This window comes from Haladaptatus sp. T7 (assembly GCF_026008575.1).
In the GTDB taxonomy this organism is placed as follows: domain Archaea; phylum Halobacteriota; class Halobacteria; order Halobacteriales; family Haladaptataceae; genus Haladaptatus; species Haladaptatus paucihalophilus.
This window is the reverse complement of the sequence record NZ_BROP01000003.1, coordinates 160,401-178,860: the sequence shown is the minus strand read 5'-3', so window position 1 is coordinate 178,860 and position 18,460 is coordinate 160,401. Positions and strand designations below refer to the sequence as shown.

Sequence of the window (18,460 nt, the reverse complement as noted above, 5' to 3'; positions counted from 1 at the left end):
GCGGGTCGAAGTCGCGGATATGGACGTCGATTCCTTTTCGCTCGCTGTGAGCACGGCCGACCTCGGCGACGAACCCCGCGCCCGTGAACACGCCGATATCGTCGAGTTCCGGATGGACCTCGCGGACGACCCGCTTTCGATGCTGTCCGCCTACGACGGCGAACTGCCAGTCATCGCCACGAATCGCGCCGAGTGGGAAGGTGGCGAAGCGACCGGCGACGAGCGCCTCGATGCACTCCGCGAAGCGACCGACCACCCGGCGGTGGACGCTATCGACCTCGAACTGGAGACGCTGTTTACGGCCCCCGGACGGGACCTCGCCGAGCACGCGCGGAACAACGACGTACTCGTGATCGCCTCGGTTCATGATTTCGAGGAAACGCCGTCGCAGCGACGGATGCGCGAACTGCTCGAAAACTGTACCGACCACGCCGACGTGGGCAAACTCGCCGTCACCGCCCAGTCCGAATCCGACGTGCTCGACCTGTTCCGCGTCACGAACCTCCTCACGGAGCGCGGGCAAACCGTCGCGACGATAGCGATGGGCGAAGTCGGTCGTCACTCGCGGGCCGTCGTTCCGCTGTACGGGTCGAAAATCGGCTACGCGCCCCTCGAACTGGCGGATGCGACCGCCCCCGGTCAGTACGACTTGGCGACGCTCTCGCAACTCGTCGACGAACTGCGCGGTAACTGACTGCCTCGGCGAATTCCCGTCAAAACGCCGCATCGGAAGGGTTTAACACGCTCGACCAGCTATCAACGACTAGTGACACGGAACAAAAAGCGCCCGTGGCTCGCGGCCCTGTTCGCGTTCGTTTACCCCGGAGCGGGCCATCTCTATCTCCGGGAGTGGCTTCGCGCGTTCCTCTGGTTCGGGTTCGCGTTCCTCACCGCTTATCTGTTCATCCCGCCGGAGATGATACAGGCGGTCCAGAACGGCGGCTGGTCCGGCTACATGCAGGCGAGCGAAAACATCGACATACAACAGACCCTCCCGGTCCTGTTCGTCTCGCTGTGTAACATCCTCGACGCCTACTGGTCGGCGATTCGTAACAATCGCGCCGTCCAAGAGGCTGCCGACGGGACGAGGCGCTGTCCGAACTGCGGACGAAAAGTGGACGCCGACCTCGACTTCTGTCAGTGGTGTACGTCGCCGCTCGACGCCGACGCTACTGCTCAATAATACTCTCTTCGACGCTCTCGCCGAAGTGTCGCGCGCCTCCCTCCAGGAACAGTTTTACTTCGTCGCCGACTTCGATGTCCGTCACGGCCTTCCGTCCGTCGGGCGTGGCGACTTTGATGGTCTCCGCGTTCTGGAGCAGCGTCTCCACGCGATCGCCGTCCGCCGTCTCGACTTCGAGGCGGAACATGGGTCGCTTCTCGATTTTCACCCGACCGACCACCGCTTCGCGGGTCTTGCCGTCGGTATCGACCACTTGCACCTCGTCGCCGCTCTGGAGTTCCGCGAGGTATTTCGTCCCGCCGCCGGGGGTGCGGACGTAGGCGTGAACCGCCCCGGCGTTCACTCGGAACGGCCGCGACGCGACGTAGGGCGACTCCGCCGTCTCGGCGTGGACGAAAAAGAGGCCGCGCGACATCGACCCGACGAGCATGCCCTCGTCGTGTTCCATCAGCGACCCGGTATCGACGCACACGCGGTCCGCGCTGCCGGTCTGTTCGATGGTGAGAACTTCGCCCCACTCCAAGTCCAGCGTTTCGCGCTCGGCGGCGTCGCGCACTTCCACCGTCGACCGAATCTCGTCCGGGTTATCGCTGTCGAGCAGAACGGCGTCCGCGCCGAGTTCCAGCGTCTCGAACGCGGTTCGGGCCTCTTCGGCGTTCGTGACGCCCGCCACGAGGTCCGTCTCCTCGCCGATTCGGGCGATGAGGTTTTCGAGCGGGATGATGGTCCAGTCCTCGCCGACGACGATTGTGTAGTCGGCTTCCTGGGCCGCTGCCTCGGCGAACGCTTCGTACTCCTCGCTCAGGATTCTCACGTAGGCACCCTCGGCTTCGTCCTCCCGGCGGAGCGTCGAGAGGTCGGCGGAGCCGGAGAAATCCGAGGGGAGGTCGACCGTCCCGTCGCCCTCGCCGTCCTTCCCGACGATTCGAGCGTCGGCCCGGTTGCGCTCGTCGTCCTCGGCGTCGAAGACGTGCACGTCGCCCTCGGAGCGAAACGCCGCGACGTTCACTTCGCCGAGTTCTCGAACGCGCTCGACGTCGCCGTCGTCCACCAAAATCCAGTCCACACCGGCTTCCAACCCGGCCGTGATTCGTTTGCGACGGGTGTCCCAGTCGCCGACGGAGGCGTCGGCCTTCAACCATACGGAGCGTGTCATGCTGAATCGCTCGTAGCCCCACGGCTTGAACGTGGCGGAATCCGCAACTTCTCTGCTCCCCGCTATCGAATTTGCAGCTGACGACGACCACAGTTGGACCGTCCGAATCGACGGCCATCGGCGGGAACCCATCGCTCGTCCCACTCCATCATTCGTCACTCCATCGCTCGCCCCACTCCATCGCTCGTCTCCCCCATCGCTCACCACTCGACATCTTTTTATCACACTATCGAACACCACTAACGAATGACTGCTCTCGATGCCGTTCTCTTCGACCTCGATTCGACGCTGTGTGTCTCCGAGCAAGACGAGGAGGCGGTCCTCACGGACGCGTTCGACCGCGCGTCCGTCGAACAGTACTGTACGGTCGCCGACATTATCGAGGCGGTGGACGACATCCCGACCGCGGAAACGTCGCACGAGTTCTACGAACTCTGTTTCGCCGCCGCGGCCCGCGAGGCGGGCGTCGAGGACCATCACGCGTCGGCGCTCGCCGCCGCGTACGAGGAGTGTGTCGATCACTCGGCGGTTTCGTTCCGACCCGGTGCCGAGGACGCGTTGGCGGCCGCCAGCGAGACGAACGTCGGACTCGTGACGAACGGGGACGAGGCGACACAGACCGTCAAACTGGACGCGCTCGGCATCGCCGACGCGTTCGATACGCTCGTCTTCGTGGACCCGCGAAACGGCGTCCCGCCGAAACCCGACGCGGCCCCGTTCGAGAAGGCGCTGACCGACCTCGGCGTGGCACCGGACGACGCGCTCCACGTGGGCGACTCGTTGCGGGCGGACGTCGCCGGTGCGAACGCGCTCGGCATCGACTCCGTGTGGGTTCCCCACGAAAACCGACGGATAGAATCACCCCACGAACCGACGCACACGCTCACGTCGCTCGCGGAGTTTCCCGAACTGCTATAATCAGGCTTCGACCGACAGCCCCGCCTCGTCCAGCGCGTCCTCGGCGGACAGGTCGTCGTGAACGACGCTGGTCACTGCGCGTGCGATGGCCTCCGGGTCGTCGTGCTGGAAGACCGACCGGCCGATGGAGACGCCCGCACCGCCAGCGTCCATCGCGCCGCGGACCGCTTCGAGGGTCGCCTTGTCGCCCTCGGGTGCACCGCCCGCGATGACGACGGGGAGGCGCGTCGATTCGACCACGTGCTCGAAGCTCTCGGCGTCGCCGCTGTAGGCCGTCTTCACCACGTCGGCACCGAGTTCCTCCGCCAACCGCACCGCGTGGCCGAGGCTTTCCGCGTCGTGTTCGTCGATTCCCGGGCCGCGTGCATAGGACATGGCGAGGACGGGAATTCCGAACTTGCTCGCCGTGTCGCAGACTTCCGCGAGGTCCGTGATCTGTTTGGGTTCGTAGTTGCTGCCGACGTTGAGATGGAGCGAAACGGCGTCGGCACCCGCCGCGATAGCCTCCTGTACCGTCCCGGTCATTCGTTTATCATTCGAGTCCGGGCCGATGGTCGTGGAGGCGTTCAGGTGGACGATGTAGCCCGCGTCGTTCTTGTTCGGATGGACGCGCGGTGCGATTCCCTTCTGCGTGAGAACGGCGTCGGCACCCCCTCGCGTTACCGCGTCGATTGTCGATTCGATGTCCTTCAGACCCCGTACCGCGCCGAGTGTGATTCCGTGGTCCATCGGGACGATGACGTAGCGTCCGTCACGCCCGATTCGGTCGAGGCGCGCTGTGATTCCTGTATCCATTGTATGTGACTCTGTAGCAAGCTAGTTTGAAGTTCGTTCCGGTTCCGGTATCTCTTGTTCCCCTTCGCGTGCCCCGGATTTGAGTTCCGCGGCTTTGGATTCGAGTCGTTCCGCGACGTTCTCGCCGGACGCGACGATATCGACGAGCGCGCTGCCGACGACGACGCCGTCCGCTCCCGCCGAGACGATTTCGCGGGCGTGTTCGCCCGCGCTCACGCCGAAGCCGACCGCTTTCGGCAGGTCGCTTTCGGCCAGTCGTGCGAGGCTGTCGTGGGTGTCGCCGCTCACGTCCGCCTGTGCGCCCGTCGTTCCCATTCGGGCCTGCACGTAGACGAATCCGGAGGCCTGCTCGGTGATGCGCCGCTTGCGCCTGTCCGTCGTCGTCGGCGCGATGATGAACACCAAATCGAGTCCGTACTCGTCGCACGCCAAGCGGAGCGGACCGCTCTCCTCGACGGGAAGGTCGGGGACGATGAGTCCCGACACCCCGGCGTCGGCGGCAGCGGAGACGAACGCTTCGACGCCTTCCTCGTCTCGCGGTGTGCCACCGCTCGACCGTTCCGAGGCGCGTTGCGCCTCGCGGCCCCCATACTGGTAGATGAGATTGTAGTAGGTCATGCAGACGACGGGCACGTCCACGTCCAACCCCGAGACGAGTTCGAGGTAGTCGTCCGGCGTCATCCCGCCGGAAAGCGCGCGCTGGATGGCGTTCTGAATCGTCGGCCCGTCCGCGATGGGTTCCGAGAACGGCAGGCCGAGTTCGATGACGTCCGCGCCGCCGCGGACCAGCGCCCGGACGTACTCCTTCGTCTCTTCGATACCCGGGTCGCCAGCGACGACGTACGGAATCAGGGCCGGTTCGTCCGCAAAGGCGGCTTCGAGTTCGCTCATTCAAACACCTCCATACTCGGTGCCGCATCGATACCACGCTTCGCGCTCTCCTCGATGACCGTATCGAGGTCCTTGTCGCCGCGTCCGGAGACGTTGACGATTACGAGATCGCCCAACTCGTCCGCCTCGTCTCGCTGGTCATGCCCGCTCGACCCATCCGCGGCGCGTTGGGCCGCGCGTTCCAGGTAGGCAACCGCGTGACTCGACTCCAGCGCGGGGATGATTCCCTCCAGTTTCGAGAGTCGGTGGAAGGCTTCGAGGGCCGCGTCGTCGCCGACGTTGACGGGCGTCACCCGCCCCGTTTCGACGAGGTGGGCGAGTTCCGGCCCGACGCCGGAGTAGTCGAGTCCCGCGCTCACGCTGTGGGATTCGAGGATTTGACCGTCCCCGCTCTGGAGCAGTTTCGTTCGGGCACCGTGGAGCACGCCGTCCTGTCCGGAGGAGAGGGACGCTGAGTGCGGCGCGACGCCCTCGTCCTCGTCGATAGTCAGACCCGAACCGCCCGCTTCGACGGCGAACAGGGAGACGCTCTCGTCGTCTCGCGGGCCGTGCCCGCTCGACCTGTTCGCGGAACGTGGTTCCGCGTCATCGACGAAATTGTGAAACGCACCCATGGTGTTCGACCCGCCGCCCGCGCAGGCGACCACGCTATCCGGGAGTCGCCCGGCCTTCTTGCGAATCTGCTCGCGGGCTTCCTCGCTGATGACCGACTGGAAGTCGCGGACCATCTTCGGGAACGGGTGGGGGCCGACGACGCTCCCGATGACGTAGTGGGTGTCCTCGACGTTCGTCGCCCAGTCGCGCATGGTCTCGTTGATGGCCTCCTTCAGCGTTCCCGACCCCACGTCAACGGGGTTGACCTCGGCGTCGTGGGTTCGCATCCGGAAGACGTTCGGCCGCTGGCGGTTGATGTCGGTGCGGCCCATGAACACCTCGCAGTCGATGTCGAGGTACGAGGCGGCCATCGCGGTTGCGGTGCCGTGCTGTCCCGCGCCCGTCTCGGCGACGATGCGCTCTTTGCCCATGTACTTCGCCAGCAGCACCTGTCCGAGCGCGTTGTTCAGTTTGTGCGCCCCGCCGTGAAGCAAGTCCTCGCGTTTCAGGTAGACTTCGCGGTCGTATCGCTCGCTCAGCGCGTCGGCGCGCTGGAGCGGCGTCGGTCGGCCGCCGAAATCGCGGAGGTGGCGGCGAAACTCGTCCATGAAGCCGTCCTCGTTCTCCAGCACGTAGCGCTCGTAGGCCGACTGGAGTTCCTCGATTGCGGGCATCAGCACTTCGGGGACGTACTGGCCGCCGTACTCTCCGAACTTCGTCTCGTTCATTCCGCTCGCTCCGTTCATGTCGTTCGTATCGCTCATGCGTTCACCAACCTCCGCGTGTTCTCGCCGACGTCGCCGTCCATGATGGCGCTCCCGACGAGCAGGGCGTCCGCCCCGGCGTCGCACATTCGTTCGACGTCCGCCGTCGTCGTGATACCGCTTTCGGCGACGAGCGTCGTGTCCTCGGGAACCACGGGTGCGACCGATTCGAACGTTCCCAAATCGACCTCCAATCGCGCGAGGTCGCGGTTGTTCACGCCGATGATGGTCGCTCCCGCATCGAGCGCCTCTCGGAGTTCCTCCCCGTCGTGGACTTCGACGAGGACCTGAAAGCCGCGCTCTTCGGCCGCCGAAAGCAGTCCCTCCAGGTCGTCCACGAAGCGGACGATGAGGAGCACGAGGTCCGCGGCCACCGCGTCCAGTTGTTCCTCTCGGACGATGAAGTCCTTGCGGAGGACCGGTACGTCCACGGCTTCGCGGATTCGACGGAGGTTCTCGGTACTGCCGCCGAAGTGCTCCGGTTCCGTGAGAACCGACAGGGCCGTCGCCCCGTTCTCGACCATCGTTTCGGCCAGTTCGACCGGATCGTCGGTTCGTTCGCCGTCCGTCGTCGGACTCGTCGGCTTTACCTCCGCTATCAGCGGCACCCGTCCGTTTTCCTCCGCGTCCGCGAGCGCGTCCGAAAACGAACGCGCGTCCACGGAGACCCGCTCTGCGTCCTCGCCGGGTGTCCGTTCCCGAGCGGTCCGGAGGATGGATTCGACCGCGGGTGCGAGCGCACCATCTACGTTCATTGTAGTACATCAACGGACTAGTTTGTACATAAGGTTTGCGTCCGCGGGACGAATCTTGAAGGTCATGAGGTTCGTTGCCGTCGCTATGGACGAGACTGCCGGAATCTATGCGCAGCACTCCCCGTATTTGGAGCGAGCAGTGCAGGTCGGCGTCGCCAGCGGACGCGTCTTGCGCGTGACGTTTCCGCACGACCCCGACGACGACGCACTGGAAGACCACGCCGTCCTCGACCGTATCATGGCGTATCTGGAAGGCGTCGAGGACGACTTTTCTGACGTACAGGTCGCGCTCACCCTCCCGACGGACCAACGAAGCGTGCTCGAGTCGGTGCGCAACGTTCCCTACGGCGAGCAGGTGAACGTCGAAACCGTCGCCCGGATGACCTCCGGTATCGACCACACCGAGGACGCGGACTTGGAACTGGTCAGGACCGCGCTCGACGAGAACCCCGCCCCGATTCTCGTCCCCGACCACCGCGTCCGCGACGGGCCGAGCGCCGCGCCGCCGGACGTCGAGCAGAAACTACGCTCGCTGGAAGGGCTGTGAAGGGCTGATCCGAATCTGGAGGACGTACAGCAAGGCACCCGCGACCAGCAGGGGAACCGTGAGAATGGTGAGTCGCGTCGTCCCATGCTGGCGAAACGCCACGAGACCAAACACAACCCAGAGCAGGGCAAACGCGAGATGCCCGCCGAATTCGGCGATTCCGCTGTTCGTAACCGCGCTGTAGGCTTCGAGCGCTATCTGTATCGCTACCACTGATAGCATGAGAACTATTCCCCACTGATTCATGACCTTCGACCCACGCATCGGACGGTCGTTGTTTCTCGGCTAGCCACTTCAACGTCCATCCACGGATGACTTTTTGACGCTTGCGAACGTATCTCCCGACATGTACGTCCGGGATGCTAAAAACCGCGAGGAGGTCTGGTTGCTCGATAACATCGAAGCGATGGGGCTCGACGAAACCGCCTTTCGTTCCCGGGATTACGTCGTCGTCGTGGACGAAACGTCGGGCGAAAAGGCCGGATTCGGGCGGATTCGAATCCACAAGCCGGACGATGCCCCCGAAATCTGTGAGCTGACGAGCATCGGCGTCGTCGAATCGTGGCGCGGGCAGGGCGTCGGCGCGCACGTCATCGAACGCCTCATCGACAAGGCGAGCGACGACGACTTCGAGGAGGTGTACGCCCTCGTCGGCGTGCCCGATTACCTCGCCCAGTTCGGTTTCGAACCCCTCGACGTCGGGGACCTCCCGTCGAAACTCCGCGACCGCCTCGATTCGAAACGGGACGACATCGAACCCGACGCCATCCCGATGGTGCTCGCCGTCGATTCCTTCGAGATGCCCGACCGTCTCCGCGAACGGTTCAAGGACGCCCGGCCGCACGAGGGAGAGCCTTCGAGCGACGAGGACGCGGAGGAGATGGCCGAGGAGTTCGGCATCGACCCCGACGACGCGACCTACAAGTACGACACCGGCAGGCACTGACGACCGACCGTCTTTCACCCACCGCTCCGAGCAGTCCCGAATACCCCCCGCTACCGCGGGGCGCGTCGAAAGAAAAATGATATCGAGAACCGCCGTCTCGCGCTACGTCTTCCGCGCGAAGGTGAGATACCCGGTGTGGCCGACGGGACTCGTGGACGGGCGCGTTCCGCGCTCGTCGAAGTCCATCTCGCGCTGGATGGTCTCCATCGTGCGAACGTCGTCGAGATTCGCTTCCCGAGCGGCCGTTTCGACGTCACGGGCGCTCTCCACGAACGGCGCGTAGACGCCGAGCGAGCCGCCGTCCGCCAACAGGTCCGGCGCGCGTGCGACGACCTCCGCCGCGTCCGGCGTATCGAGGGTGAGAACGTCGAACTCGCCGAGTTCGTCGAGGTTTTCGGTGACGTCTCCCGTTCGAACCTCGACCGTACCGGCCACGTCCGCCATCTCGATGTTGTCGCGGGCGACCTCGGCGAAATCTTCCTTCCGCTCGAAGGTGACGACCTCCGCGCCGATTCGCCCGAGATACGCGGCGAGGACGCCGGTTCCGGTTCCCGCGTCGAGCACCCGGTCGCCAGCCGCGACGCCTGTTTCGCCGACGACGAGGCCGATGTCCCGCGGGAGCATCGGCGCGCCCGTTCGCTCGAAGTGGTGGAACAGGTCCGGGCCGCGGAGCCGTCGCACCGTGAACTCCTCGTCCAAGTGGGTGGCGAGGACGTCGCCGGGTTGCACGTCCTCGGGAACGGTGAGGACGCCGAGGTCGGTCTGTAGCTCCTCGCCGGGATTTCGCAGGTACTCCCGGTCGCCGTGAACGAGTAGGACCGTCACTCCAGTCGCTCTATCGCCGCCGCAAGGTCGCCGTTCTCCGCGTCGAGCGCCTCTCGGGCTTCGTCTTCGCTCACGCCCGCGCGCTGGGCGACGATTTCGACGTCGGCATCGGGAATCGCGCCCGCGGATTCCTCCGTGGACTCCTCGGAGCTTCCCGCGTCGGAACTACCGGACGCTTCGCGCGTCTCGGCGTCGCCGACGACCTGGTAGGTGTGCTGGCCACGTGCGTCCATTCGGGTGACGTCCGGGTCGCTGAAGACGAGTTCCTCGCCGTCGGTCGTGCGAATGACGACCTCTTCGGCTTCGATGTCGTCCACTTCGATACCCATCTGCTTCATCATCTGCTGCATCTTGCGTGGGTCGAGCCCACCGCCGCCTCCTCCAAACATACCCGAATCGTCGGAACGGAGGGGGAAAAACGTGACGCAAATGCGTCGGAAACCCGTCGGTTTACTTTTCTGCGCCGTCGCGCACCTTCACGGCCATTCCGGTGTCGAAATCGAACATGGCGTCTGCGTCGAGTTCGGCGCGACCGACGGCGAGCAGGTCGCCGTTCTCGTGGGTCACGAGCACCTCGTCTCCGGCGCGGACGTCGGGGTCCACGTCGGCGACGAACTTGGCGAAGACGTTCTTGCCGTCCCTAACGAACGGCTCGCTCTCGTCGCCGACGATGACGCGACCCGCGGGCGATTCGAGAGCGTCGGCGATGCGACTGCCCCCCGCGAGGCCGAGCGTGAATCGGCCGTCGGTGGCGTAGGTGACGAGTCGGCTCCCGTCGGCGTGCACCTGCTGGGGTCGCCCGGAGGACGAATGGCGAACTTCCAGGTCCTCCTCGGGAGGGAACAGCGCGGCACCGGCCCCCGCGCCGAACTGGTAATCCGCGGTCGTACGCAGTGCGGGTAGATCCTCGTCTTCAGTCATTGGGCCGGATTTAGCGTGTGAGGGTGAAAGCCCTTCGACATCGGACTGTTTGGTGCATGTTACCATTTCTCTGTCACAGTGTACCATGGAGCTGGCTATCGATTTGAGAGCGATTTATTAGGCGGGAGTCCGAAGACGACGTATGAACACGAAAGAACTGCTGGGAATCGCGCTTCTCATCGTCGGGAGCGTCCTGATATTTGGCGTCATCTCCATGATCGGTACCTTCACGGGGAACGCCCTCGCCGGTCTCGCCACTGTCGCGCTCGCCGCTGGCGCACTGATGTTCGGCACGGGCGAAGGCGGTCGCCCGGTCTAAAGGAGAAACGTTTCGGTCCGTTCGCTGAGATCGATGAAACTGTCGGCGGCGGCGATGAGTTCTTCGGCGGTCGATTCTTGGAACCCCATCACTTCCACGCGCACCCCCTCGTGTCGAAGGTGCGTCGCGAGCTGTGCGAAATCGCCGTCGCCGGTACAGAGCACGACCGTATCGACTTTCGGTGCGAGCGTGATGGCGTCGAGACAGATGCCGACGTCCCAGTCCGCCTTCTTCGACCCGTCGCCGAACGTCTTTATCGCCTTTATTTTCGCCTCGAATCCGATGTCGGTCAACGCGTCGAAAAAGCGGTCCTCGTCGGGGCTATCGGCCTGAATGACGTAGGCGATGGCGCGCGTCAACTCTCGCTCCTGTGCCGCCTTCGAGAGAAGAGATGAGTAGTCGATATTCCGACTATAGACGCTTTGAGCAGTGTGATAGAGGTTTTGCGCGTCGGCTAATACCGTGACGCGCTGACCCGGATGAATATCCGTCATACGTTAGTGTGATAACTACTGGCATAAAGAAGTTGCTTGTCCGGTACTGTCACGATGTCGGCGTTTTATGCCACGTGAGCGTGAGCGACTCGGGGTCGAGGATGTAATATCGCTCCCATGTCGGTGCCACGCTGACGACCTGCGTCTCGCCGATGGTCGTCTCGGCGTGCTGGTGGTGGTGCCCGATGAGACAGAGGTCCGGCGAGAGCGCGGAGATGAGGTCGTCGATGTGCGAACACCCGACGTCGTAATCCTCGGCGACGGGCAGACCGTGGGGTGCCTCGTGGGTCATCAATACGTCCACGGAGTCGAGTTCCATCGCCTTCTCCACGTCTTCGTGAGTGAAGTGACGGCGGCGGTCGCCGACGAGGTTGGCGCGCGGGCGGTCGTACTGCGTCGGCGCGAAGTTCCCCGACAGACCGGCGATTCGAAGGCCGTCGAGTTCGACGGCGGTGCTGGCGATGAGGTGGGCGTTTCTGACGTGCGAGTTCGAAACCAGTCCGTTCCGCAGTGCTTCGATGGTGTCGAAATCCTCGTTGTTGCCACCGATAAACCACGTGGGTGCGGGCAAGTCGTAGAACATCAAGTCTCCCAACTGCAGAGTGACGTCTGGGTTCGCCTCGCGGTACGCCGCAAAGAGTGCGCGCCGGTTGTCGCGGTCGTCGGCGTGGGCGTCTCCGAGGACGAGCATTTTTCGAGCGTATGTCTGGAGGTATGATAAGACCGCCGGATTGTCCTGCGCGACAACGGCACACAGGCCCTTCCTACCCGACCAGTACGAGCGCCGCGATGCCACAGACGAGGAGGCCGATGCCGTAAAAGAGCACCTTGACGTCGCTCTGCAACTGGGTCACTTGGAGGTCCGCTGGGTCCACGATGGAACTCTCTAACCCCATCGAATCCGCGTTCGCCATGGCTGTTCCCATTCGGACGGTTCCGGTTCCACCGAGCGCAAACAGGAGAACGGTAAGTCCAACCCCGAACAGGGCGAGGAGCGCGAGTTCCGATTTTGTGAGAGCGAACACGGCACCCACCGTGAGTCCCGCGTAGACGAGCGAGTATCGGAGGCTACACCGTGCGATGAGGGACCAGTTCATACTGAACATCTTTCATGTCTCGATAAATGTTTTCTGACCAACCGGTTGATTTTCGGCAAACGACCACTTTCGACCGATTTCCTCGCGACTCCGACCGGTTTTTGACGACGAATCTGCCGAAATCCGACCCCGACGGCAGAGTCTGTCGTCGGCGTAAGGCATAAGTCACCACGAAACACCCAATGGAATATGCCTCGTGCTGTGGCGCCCGCCGCGTTCGCGTATCGGCGAGCCAGCGACAGCACAGTCGGAAAACGGACAAAACGTGCGGCGTGAGGTTCGCGGCGGGCATGGCACCCCCGTTTCGAGCCATTCTCGTTTTGCACCGCACGATAACCGATTTCCGACACAGACCGATGACAGACACAGACACACCGTTTCGCGGGGTCTATCCCGCGATGACAACGCCCTTTGCGGGCGACAGCATAGACCACGAACTCCTCCGTAGCGACGCCCAGCGCCTCGAACGCGCCGGGGTCGACGGCCTCGTTCCGGTCGGCTCGACCGGCGAGAGCGCGACCCTGAGCCACGACGAACACGTCGAAGTCGTGGAAACCGTCGTGGACGCCGTCGACATCCCCGTCATCGCCGGCGCGGGGAGCAACGCGACCCACGAAGCCCTCGACCTCGCACGACGGTCCGCGGACGCCGGGGCCGACGGCCTCCTTCTCATCTCCCCGTACTACAACAAGCCCGAACCGGCGGGGATGGAAGCCCACTACCGCACCATCGCGGACGGCGTTGACCTGCCTCAAATCGTCTACAACGTCCCCTCTCGAACCGGGCGAAACATCGACGTGGAGACGACCGTCTCGCTGGCCGAACACGGCAACATCGTCGGCTACAAGGCCGCGAGCGGCGACTTCGGGCAGATAAGCGAGATAATCGAACGAACCCGAGACGAGGCGTTCGCGGTGCTATCGGGCGACGACGCGCTGACGCTCCCGATGCTTTCCATCGGCGCGGCGGGGACTATCAGCGTCTCTGCAAACGTCGAACCGGAACGGACCTGTGAACTGGTCGAATCGGCCCTTTCGGGCGACTACGGCCGGGCGCGGGAACTCCAGTTCGAACTCGGACCGCTGTTCCGCGCGCTGTTCGCGGAGACGAACCCGATTCCGGTGAAGGCGGCGATGGAACACCGCGGCTACGGACCGGACGGCCTCCGACTGCCCTTGTCCGAACTGTCCGACGAGAACCGCGAGGAACTCGCGGCGGTACTCGACGAACTGGAGGGGGGCGCGTGACGCGGGTGCTCGTCGGCGGCGTCACGGGGCGGATGGGCCGCGCCGTCATCGCGGCGGCGAGCGACCGGGACGACGTGGATATCGTCGCTGGCGTGAGCCGCGACCCGCCGGGAGAAATCGACGGCGTTCCGACCGAATCCGCGGCGGACCTCGAAGCGGCCCTCTCGGAGTACGACCCGGACGTTCTCGTGGACTTTTCGACCCCCGACGCCAGCCGAACGTTGGTCGCGGCGTGTGCGGACGCGGACGTCGCGTGCGTCGTCGGCACGACCGGGTTCGACGACGACGAATCCGTCTTCCGCGAGGCGAGCGAATCGGTCCCCGTCCTCGTGGCGAGCAACTTCTCCCGCGGGGTGCAGGCTCTCCTCCGAGCGGTCGAAGGTGCCGTCTCCGACCTGCCCGGCTACGACGTGGAACTGACCGAAACGCACCACAACGGCAAGCGAGACGCGCCGAGCGGGACCGCGAAGACGCTCCTCGACCGAATCGCGGCGGCGGGCGGTCCCGACGAGCGCGTTCACGGACGCGAAGGCGATGCGCCGCGACAACCCGACGAAATCGGCGTTCACGCTCGCCGCGCGGGGGGAATCGCGGGCGAACACGAAGTCCTCATAGCGAACGACCACGAGGACCTTCGACTCTCCCATCGGGCGGCCGACAGGGGCGTGTTCGCCGACGGCGCGCTCGACGCGGCGGCGTGGGTGACCGGACGACATCCGGGGCGGTACGAGTTTAGCGAGGTGATCAGCGAATGAGACGTGAAAGCGACATACGAAGCGACGTACGTGAACTGTGGCAACGATACGATTCCGGCGAGGTAAACGCGGACAGCGCCGGACCGAACGAACACGAAATCCTCGAAACCTTCCTCGACGCGTTGGAGGCGGGCGAGGTTCGCGCCGCCGAAAAGCGCGACGGGAGTTGGGAAGCGAACGAATGGGTGAAACAGGGTATTTTACTGAACTTCGGCCTTCGCCACATCGAGGGCCACGAATACGGCGGCGTCACCTACTACGACGTCCTTCCGCTCCGCGAGACGGACGATTTCCCCGGTCGGGGTACCCGCAACACGCCCGACGGAACCGTCGTCCGCCGCGGCGCACACGTCGGGTCGAACTGCATCCTGATGAGTCCGAGCTTCGTCAACATCGGCGTCTCCATCGGCGACGGGACGCTCGTGGACTCCTGTGATACCGTCGGCTCGTGCGCGCAAATCGGGGAGAACGTCAAGCTCGGTGCGAACGCGCTCATCGGGGGCGTCCTCGAACCCGTCGAGGGGACGCCCGTCATCGTCGAAGACGACGTGACTCTCGGCGCTGGCTGTCGCGTCACGTCCGGGTTCGTCGTCGGTGAGGGAAGCATCGTCGCCGAGAACACGCTTCTCACGCCGCGAATCCCCGTCTACGACCTCGTGGACGAGGAAATTCTGTACGGCCATCTTCCGCCGAACCGACGCGCGTTCACCAGATTCGTTGAATCGAGCCTCGGCGACCACGACCTGTTCGACGGCGGGGCGTACAAGCCCGCCGTCGTGGCGCTCGACGTTGAAGACGACACGCTCGCTCAGGTCGAGCGCGAGGAGGCCCTGCGATGAGCGCGACCGTTTCGGCCGACAACCCGCCGGTACGACGGCTGTCGGACTGGTCCGACGCCCGACTCGACGACCTCGCCGACGAATACGACACGCCGCTGTACGTCATCGACCTCGAACGCGTCCGCGAGAACTACGCCAGACTCGCAGCGGCGTTTCCTGACGCCGACGTCCACTTCGCCGCGAAGGCGAACACGTCCCGCGCGGTCCTCGAAACCCTCGAAGCCGAGGGCGCGAGCATCGAATGCGCTTCGGCGGGCGAGACGGAGCGCGCCTTCGCCGCCGGATTTGAGGGCGAGCGTGTCCACTACACGGCCGTCAACCCGCCCGGAATCGACCTCGACAGGGCGGTCGAACTCGCCGCGGACCACCCCGGTCTGACGGTTACGGTCGGTGCCGCGGACACCATCGACCGATTGGCCGAGCGCGGCTACGACGGACGGCTCTGTCTCCGCGTCAATCCCGGCGTGGGCGCGGGCCATCACGAGAAGGTGCGAACGGGTTCGGACGCGAAGTTCGGCGTCCCTTACGACCGCGCCGCGTCCCTGCTCGAATCGGCCGCTGACGACTTCGACGTCGTGGGAATCCACGCCCACGCGGGAAGCGGCATCTCGGGCGACGACCTCGGCAACCACCGCGAACTCGTCTCCCGGATGGGTGAGTTAGCTCGCATCATCGACCCCGACCTCGAATTCGTGGACGTCGGTGGTGGGTTCGGCGTGCCGTATCACCCCGATGACCCGCCGCTCGACCTCGAATCGGTCGCGGACGCGACGCGGGACGCGCTCGGCGACCTCGACGCCACGCTCGTCGTGGAACCGGGTCGGTACCTCGTCGCCGACGCCGGTGTCCTCCTGACCCGCGTGAACACGGTCAAGGAGGCACCGGAGGCGACCGTGGTCGGAGTCGATGCCGGAATGACGGCGCTCGTTCGACCCGCGCTCTACGATTCGTACCATCACATCAGGAGCGTGGGAGCGGACGGTCAAGCGGTCGAAACGACGGTCGCCGGACCGATTTGCGAGAGTTCGGACACCTTCGGAACCCACCTGCTCGCCGACCCGACGCGCGGCGACCTGCTCGCCGTCGGCAACGCGGGCGCGTACGGCTACGAGATGGCGAGCCAGTACAACTCGCGGCCGCGTCCGGCCGTCGTCGTCGTGGACGGCGACCGAACCGGGGTCGCACACCGACGCGAAACCCACGCGGACGTCATCGCGACCGAAACGGAGGTGACGTGGGAATGAACCTCTCGTTCGAGAAGTACCACGGCACCGGGAACGATTTCGTCATCGTGAACCCGGACGCATGCGTTCCTCACCGCTCGCGGTTCGCCCGCAGGGTCTGTGACAGGACCGACGGAATCGGTGCGGACGGCGTGCTCTTTCTGGCGCTCGAACCCGAATTCCGCCCGCCGCGCGTCATCATGACGCTGGTGCAACCGGATGGGAGCACGGCCGAGATGTGCGGAAACGGTGCGCGCTGTGCCGCGGTCTGGGCCGCCGAGCGCGCGAACGCGGACGAGGTGATGATAGACACGCTCGCCGGAACCCGCCACGCGAAAATCCACGACGGCGGTGCGACCATCGAGATGGGTGCCCCCGAATTCGGGCCGAACGACGTCCCGGTCGCGGGGGACGAACCCCTCATCGAGACCCGCGTCGGCGATTACGACGTAACGGCGGTGAACACGGGCGTTCCGCACGCGGTCGCGTTCGTGGACGACGTGACGGCGGTGAACCTCGAACGGGACGCACCGCCGATTCGCCACGCTGACGTCTTCCCGGAGGGCGCGAACGTCACCTTCGCCTCGCCGTGCGACGGCGGGTTCGACCAGCGGACCTTCGAGCGCGGCGTCGAGGGCGAAACCCAGTCGTGTGGCACCGGCGCGGTCGCCATCGCGGCCGCCGCGCGCCGACTCGGACTCACGGACGGCGAGAACGTATCGGTGTCGCCGCCCGGCGGCGACCTCGAAGTCACGGTTGACGACCGAAACGCGACGCTCACCGGACCCGTCGAACGCGAGTTCGGCGGCGACCTCCGCGTCTCGAACGCCGGACGACTCGATTTAGAGGCGTGATTCCGTGACGGACTTCGACCCGATTTCGTTCCTCGAAACCGCCGTTCGGACGCCATCACACGAATCGGTCGATGCGATGCGAACCCTGCTCGTCGAAACCCTCGAATCGGCGGGCGTCGAGACGACCATCGACGCCGCGGGGAACGTCCTCGCGGAACGCGTCAGCGACGAGGACGGTCCGTACGTCGTCCTGAACACCCACATCGACACCGTGCCGCCCCACGTTCCGTTTTCCCGCGATAGCGACGGAGACGGTGACGACGACCGAATTCGTGGCCGCGGCTCCTGTGACGCGAAGGGACCGCTCGCGGCGCTCCTTGACGCGTTTTTGGCGGTCGAACCGGAGCGAGGACGGGTAACGCTCGCCGTGACGCCGGACGAGGAAACCGACTCGACGGGTGCGGCCGCCCTCGACTTCCTCGCTCGGGACGAGGAGGACGGGACCGAACTCCATCCCGACGCCGTAATCGTCGGCGAACCGACCGACCTCGACGTGTGCAACGCCGCGCGAGGGCGTTTTCAGGGAACGGTAACCGTTCGGGGGGAGAACGCACACGCCGCGCACCCCGAAGCGGGCGTCAACGCGATACGCGGGTTGGTCCCCGTCCTGTCGGCGCTCTCCACGTTCGATTCGGACAGGGAACATCCCGAACTGGGCGCGCCGACGCTCACGCCGACGACGGTCGAGGGGGGAACCGCCACGAACCAGATTCCCGCCGACTGCTCGTTCGTCATCGACCGGCGGAGCGTTCCGCCGGAAGGTGCCGAGGAGTTCCGCCGCTCCCTCGAAGCCCATCTCCGGGACGCCGTGGATGCGGTCGAGGTGGACGTTTCCCTCGCTGAACGCGACACGCCGTTTCTCGAAGCCTTCGAGACGCCCGCCGACTCGGAACTGGTGCGAACGCTCTCCGACGAGAGCGGCGGCGAGGTACGTCCGTTCGGCGCGGCGACCGAGGCGTCCTATTTCGCACGCGTCGCTCCGACCGTCGTGTTCGGGCCGGGCGTGCTGTCCGACGACGAGGGCGCGGTGGCACACGGGCCGCGGGAGTACGTCGATGTCGCCGACGTCCGAGCGGCCGCGGATGCGGTACGGGGAACTCTTCTGGCGCTCGTTGAATGACCGGGACACTGTTGGCACTCTCGGTCCGATAGGTTGCGAACATCGCTTTCGGACGGGTCGCGCTCGGGCGGTGGTCGGTCGAGAACGAGTATTCGCGGTCGGTGTTGCTGTCGTCGCTGGCGTGGTTGTTGTCGTTGTCGTCGCAGTCGCTGTTGTGATCGCTGTCGTTGCGTGACGACCGCAAGCGATGAAATCGCGGGAAGTAGCGCCGAAGAGC

General features: G+C 65.1%; 24 protein-coding genes. 12 read left to right on the top strand and 12 right to left on the bottom strand.

What is annotated here, in order from left to right; all coding sequences use genetic code 11:
• Nucleotides 1–19: 19 nt before the first annotated feature.
• Nucleotides 20–694, top strand: coding sequence for a type I 3-dehydroquinate dehydratase (locus tag OPC11_RS10100; RefSeq protein WP_007979510.1), 675 nt, complete (start codon nucleotides 20–22; stop codon nucleotides 692–694).
• Nucleotides 695–766: 72 nt separating this feature from the next.
• On the top strand, nucleotides 767–1,183 hold the full coding sequence (locus tag OPC11_RS10095) for a zinc ribbon domain-containing protein (protein ID WP_007979508.1): 417 nt from the start codon (nucleotides 767–769) through the stop codon (nucleotides 1,181–1,183).
• Here OPC11_RS10095 and OPC11_RS10090 read toward each other — a convergent pair.
• Nucleotides 1,170–2,339 carry a 3-dehydroquinate synthase II gene (locus tag OPC11_RS10090; RefSeq protein ID WP_007979506.1) on the bottom strand — a complete coding sequence of 390 codons (1,170 nt, stop codon included), beginning with the start codon at nucleotides 2,337–2,339 and terminating at the stop codon, nucleotides 1,170–1,172. The genes OPC11_RS10095 and OPC11_RS10090 overlap by 14 nt on opposite strands.
• 246 nt (nucleotides 2,340–2,585) lie before the next feature.
• On the opposite strand from OPC11_RS10090, the gene OPC11_RS10085 reads away from it, so the two are divergent.
• Nucleotides 2,586–3,257 (top strand): HAD family hydrolase, encoded by a 672-nt coding sequence (locus tag OPC11_RS10085; protein WP_264781795.1) that lies wholly within the window; start codon nucleotides 2,586–2,588, stop codon nucleotides 3,255–3,257.
• Here the strand turns inward: OPC11_RS10085 and OPC11_RS10080 are convergent, their stop codons facing one another.
• From OPC11_RS10080 to trpC, 4 genes are read right to left on the bottom strand one after another with little or no spacing between them, the layout of a single operon-like run.
• Nucleotides 3,258–4,052, bottom strand: coding sequence for a 2-amino-3,7-dideoxy-D-threo-hept-6-ulosonate synthase (locus OPC11_RS10080; RefSeq protein WP_007979502.1), 795 nt, complete (start codon nucleotides 4,050–4,052; stop codon nucleotides 3,258–3,260).
• Nucleotides 4,053–4,073: 21 nt separating this feature from the next.
• Nucleotides 4,074–4,943: a tryptophan synthase subunit alpha gene (gene trpA, locus OPC11_RS10075; RefSeq protein ID WP_007979500.1), complete on the bottom strand. Its 870-nt coding sequence runs from the start codon at nucleotides 4,941–4,943 to the stop codon at nucleotides 4,074–4,076.
• Nucleotides 4,940–6,301 carry a tryptophan synthase subunit beta gene (trpB, locus tag OPC11_RS10070; protein ID WP_007979498.1) on the bottom strand — a complete coding sequence of 454 codons (1,362 nt, stop codon included), beginning with the start codon at nucleotides 6,299–6,301 and terminating at the stop codon, nucleotides 4,940–4,942. Before trpB ends, trpA begins: the two co-directional genes overlap by 4 nt.
• Entirely contained in the window at nucleotides 6,298–7,056 is a 759-nt protein-coding gene (gene trpC, locus OPC11_RS10065; RefSeq protein WP_264781794.1) for an indole-3-glycerol phosphate synthase, read from the bottom strand. Before trpC ends, trpB begins: the two co-directional genes overlap by 4 nt.
• An 85-nt stretch (nucleotides 7,057–7,141) precedes the next feature.
• Here trpC and OPC11_RS10060 point away from each other — a divergent pair, with 85 nt between their 5' ends.
• Complete coding sequence (locus OPC11_RS10060; RefSeq protein WP_007979494.1) at nucleotides 7,142–7,603, top strand: MGMT family protein; 462 nt, start codon at nucleotides 7,142–7,144, stop codon at nucleotides 7,601–7,603.
• Here OPC11_RS10060 and OPC11_RS10055 read toward each other — a convergent pair.
• Nucleotides 7,580–7,825 carry a hypothetical protein gene (locus tag OPC11_RS10055; RefSeq protein WP_232423801.1) on the bottom strand — a complete coding sequence of 82 codons (246 nt, stop codon included), beginning with the start codon at nucleotides 7,823–7,825 and terminating at the stop codon, nucleotides 7,580–7,582. The two genes, OPC11_RS10060 and OPC11_RS10055, sit on opposite strands and share 24 nt — an antisense overlap.
• A gap of 124 nt (nucleotides 7,826–7,949) precedes the next feature.
• Here OPC11_RS10055 and OPC11_RS10050 point away from each other — a divergent pair, with 124 nt between their 5' ends.
• Entirely contained in the window at nucleotides 7,950–8,549 is a 600-nt protein-coding gene (locus OPC11_RS10050) for a GNAT family N-acetyltransferase (protein WP_007979491.1), read from the top strand.
• 102 nt (nucleotides 8,550–8,651) lie between these two features.
• Here OPC11_RS10050 and OPC11_RS10045 read toward each other — a convergent pair whose 3' ends face one another.
• The 3 genes from OPC11_RS10045 to OPC11_RS10035 form a co-directional block, all read right to left on the bottom strand.
• Entirely contained in the window at nucleotides 8,652–9,374 is a 723-nt protein-coding gene (locus tag OPC11_RS10045) for a methyltransferase domain-containing protein (RefSeq protein ID WP_264781793.1), read from the bottom strand.
• Nucleotides 9,371–9,763, bottom strand: a complete 393-nt coding sequence (locus OPC11_RS10040; RefSeq protein ID WP_026177850.1) for a nascent polypeptide-associated complex protein — start codon at nucleotides 9,761–9,763, stop codon at nucleotides 9,371–9,373. The genes OPC11_RS10045 and OPC11_RS10040 overlap by 4 nt, the downstream gene beginning before the upstream one ends.
• Nucleotides 9,764–9,824: 61 nt before the next feature.
• Nucleotides 9,825–10,295, bottom strand: coding sequence for a PUA domain-containing protein (locus tag OPC11_RS10035; protein WP_264781792.1), 471 nt, complete (start codon nucleotides 10,293–10,295; stop codon nucleotides 9,825–9,827).
• Nucleotides 10,296–10,437: 142 nt separating this feature from the next.
• On the opposite strand from OPC11_RS10035, the gene OPC11_RS10030 reads away from it, so the two are divergent.
• Nucleotides 10,438–10,614, top strand: coding sequence for a hypothetical protein (locus OPC11_RS10030; RefSeq protein ID WP_007979482.1), 177 nt, complete (start codon nucleotides 10,438–10,440; stop codon nucleotides 10,612–10,614).
• On the opposite strand, the gene OPC11_RS10025 is transcribed toward OPC11_RS10030, so the two are convergent.
• The 3 genes from OPC11_RS10025 to OPC11_RS10015 form a co-directional block, all read right to left on the bottom strand.
• Nucleotides 10,611–11,108 carry an NYN domain-containing protein gene (locus OPC11_RS10025; protein ID WP_069449646.1) on the bottom strand — a complete coding sequence of 166 codons (498 nt, stop codon included), beginning with the start codon at nucleotides 11,106–11,108 and terminating at the stop codon, nucleotides 10,611–10,613. The two genes, OPC11_RS10030 and OPC11_RS10025, sit on opposite strands and share 4 nt — an antisense overlap.
• Nucleotides 11,109–11,157: 49 nt before the next feature.
• Nucleotides 11,158–11,799 (bottom strand): metallophosphoesterase, encoded by a 642-nt coding sequence (locus OPC11_RS10020; protein ID WP_264781791.1) that lies wholly within the window; start codon nucleotides 11,797–11,799, stop codon nucleotides 11,158–11,160.
• A gap of 73 nt (nucleotides 11,800–11,872) precedes the next feature.
• Nucleotides 11,873–12,205 carry a hypothetical protein gene (locus OPC11_RS10015; RefSeq protein WP_264781790.1) on the bottom strand — a complete coding sequence of 111 codons (333 nt, stop codon included), beginning with the start codon at nucleotides 12,203–12,205 and terminating at the stop codon, nucleotides 11,873–11,875.
• A 356-nt stretch (nucleotides 12,206–12,561) separates the two neighbouring features.
• On the opposite strand from OPC11_RS10015, the gene dapA reads away from it, so the two are divergent.
• Genes dapA through OPC11_RS09985 form a run of 6 tightly spaced genes read left to right on the top strand, consistent with a single transcriptional unit; the run spans nucleotide 12,562 to nucleotide 18,243 of the window.
• On the top strand, nucleotides 12,562–13,452 hold the full coding sequence (gene dapA / locus OPC11_RS10010; RefSeq protein ID WP_264781789.1) for a 4-hydroxy-tetrahydrodipicolinate synthase: 891 nt from the start codon (nucleotides 12,562–12,564) through the stop codon (nucleotides 13,450–13,452).
• Nucleotides 13,449–14,207 (top strand): 4-hydroxy-tetrahydrodipicolinate reductase, encoded by a 759-nt coding sequence (dapB, locus tag OPC11_RS10005; protein ID WP_264781788.1) that lies wholly within the window; start codon nucleotides 13,449–13,451, stop codon nucleotides 14,205–14,207. Before dapA ends, dapB begins: the two co-directional genes overlap by 4 nt.
• Entirely contained in the window at nucleotides 14,204–15,046 is an 843-nt protein-coding gene (locus tag OPC11_RS10000) for a 2,3,4,5-tetrahydropyridine-2,6-dicarboxylate N-succinyltransferase (protein WP_264781787.1), read from the top strand. Before dapB ends, OPC11_RS10000 begins: the two co-directional genes overlap by 4 nt.
• Complete coding sequence (gene lysA, locus OPC11_RS09995; RefSeq protein ID WP_264781786.1) at nucleotides 15,043–16,290, top strand: diaminopimelate decarboxylase; 1,248 nt, start codon at nucleotides 15,043–15,045, stop codon at nucleotides 16,288–16,290. Before OPC11_RS10000 ends, lysA begins: the two co-directional genes overlap by 4 nt.
• Nucleotides 16,287–17,123, top strand: coding sequence for a diaminopimelate epimerase (dapF, locus tag OPC11_RS09990; RefSeq protein ID WP_007979468.1), 837 nt, complete (start codon nucleotides 16,287–16,289; stop codon nucleotides 17,121–17,123). Before lysA ends, dapF begins: the two co-directional genes overlap by 4 nt.
• A 4-nt stretch (nucleotides 17,124–17,127) precedes the next feature.
• Nucleotides 17,128–18,243, top strand: coding sequence for a M20 family metallopeptidase (locus tag OPC11_RS09985; protein ID WP_264781785.1), 1,116 nt, complete (start codon nucleotides 17,128–17,130; stop codon nucleotides 18,241–18,243).
• Nucleotides 18,244–18,460 lie beyond the last annotated feature (217 nt).

Excerpts from the sequence above, each read along its gene's own strand:
- trpC (WP_264781794.1), bottom strand. The coding sequence starts at position 7,056 with ATGAACGTAGATGGTGCGCTCGCACCCGCGGTCGAATCCATCCTCCGG.
- lysA (WP_264781786.1), top strand. The coding sequence starts at position 15,043 with ATGAGCGCGACCGTTTCGGCCGACAACCCGCCGGTACGACGGCTGTCG.
- OPC11_RS10025 (WP_069449646.1), bottom strand. The coding sequence starts at position 11,108 with ATGACGGATATTCATCCGGGTCAGCGCGTCACGGTATTAGCCGACGCG.
- OPC11_RS10055 (WP_232423801.1), bottom strand. The coding sequence starts at position 7,825 with ATGCTATCAGTGGTAGCGATACAGATAGCGCTCGAAGCCTACAGCGCG.
- OPC11_RS10085 (WP_264781795.1), top strand. The coding sequence starts at position 2,586 with ATGACTGCTCTCGATGCCGTTCTCTTCGACCTCGATTCGACGCTGTGT.
- OPC11_RS10080 (WP_007979502.1), bottom strand. The coding sequence starts at position 4,052 with ATGGATACAGGAATCACAGCGCGCCTCGACCGAATCGGGCGTGACGGA.
- OPC11_RS10060 (WP_007979494.1), top strand. The coding sequence starts at position 7,142 with ATGGACGAGACTGCCGGAATCTATGCGCAGCACTCCCCGTATTTGGAG.
- OPC11_RS10015 (WP_264781790.1), bottom strand. The coding sequence starts at position 12,205 with ATGAACTGGTCCCTCATCGCACGGTGTAGCCTCCGATACTCGCTCGTC.
- OPC11_RS10090 (WP_007979506.1), bottom strand. The coding sequence starts at position 2,339 with ATGACACGCTCCGTATGGTTGAAGGCCGACGCCTCCGTCGGCGACTGG.
- dapF (WP_007979468.1), top strand. The coding sequence starts at position 16,287 with ATGAACCTCTCGTTCGAGAAGTACCACGGCACCGGGAACGATTTCGTC.
- OPC11_RS10030 (WP_007979482.1), top strand. The coding sequence starts at position 10,438 with ATGAACACGAAAGAACTGCTGGGAATCGCGCTTCTCATCGTCGGGAGC.
- trpB (WP_007979498.1), bottom strand. The coding sequence starts at position 6,301 with ATGAGCGATACGAACGACATGAACGGAGCGAGCGGAATGAACGAGACG.
- dapA (WP_264781789.1), top strand. The coding sequence starts at position 12,562 with ATGACAGACACAGACACACCGTTTCGCGGGGTCTATCCCGCGATGACA.
- OPC11_RS10100 (WP_007979510.1), top strand. The coding sequence starts at position 20 with ATGGACGTCGATTCCTTTTCGCTCGCTGTGAGCACGGCCGACCTCGGC.
- trpA (WP_007979500.1), bottom strand. The coding sequence starts at position 4,943 with ATGAGCGAACTCGAAGCCGCCTTTGCGGACGAACCGGCCCTGATTCCG.
- OPC11_RS10050 (WP_007979491.1), top strand. The coding sequence starts at position 7,950 with ATGTACGTCCGGGATGCTAAAAACCGCGAGGAGGTCTGGTTGCTCGAT.
- OPC11_RS10035 (WP_264781792.1), bottom strand. The coding sequence starts at position 10,295 with ATGACTGAAGACGAGGATCTACCCGCACTGCGTACGACCGCGGATTAC.
- OPC11_RS10020 (WP_264781791.1), bottom strand. The coding sequence starts at position 11,799 with ATGCTCGTCCTCGGAGACGCCCACGCCGACGACCGCGACAACCGGCGC.
- OPC11_RS10000 (WP_264781787.1), top strand. The coding sequence starts at position 14,204 with ATGAGACGTGAAAGCGACATACGAAGCGACGTACGTGAACTGTGGCAA.
- OPC11_RS10040 (WP_026177850.1), bottom strand. The coding sequence starts at position 9,763 with ATGTTTGGAGGAGGCGGCGGTGGGCTCGACCCACGCAAGATGCAGCAG.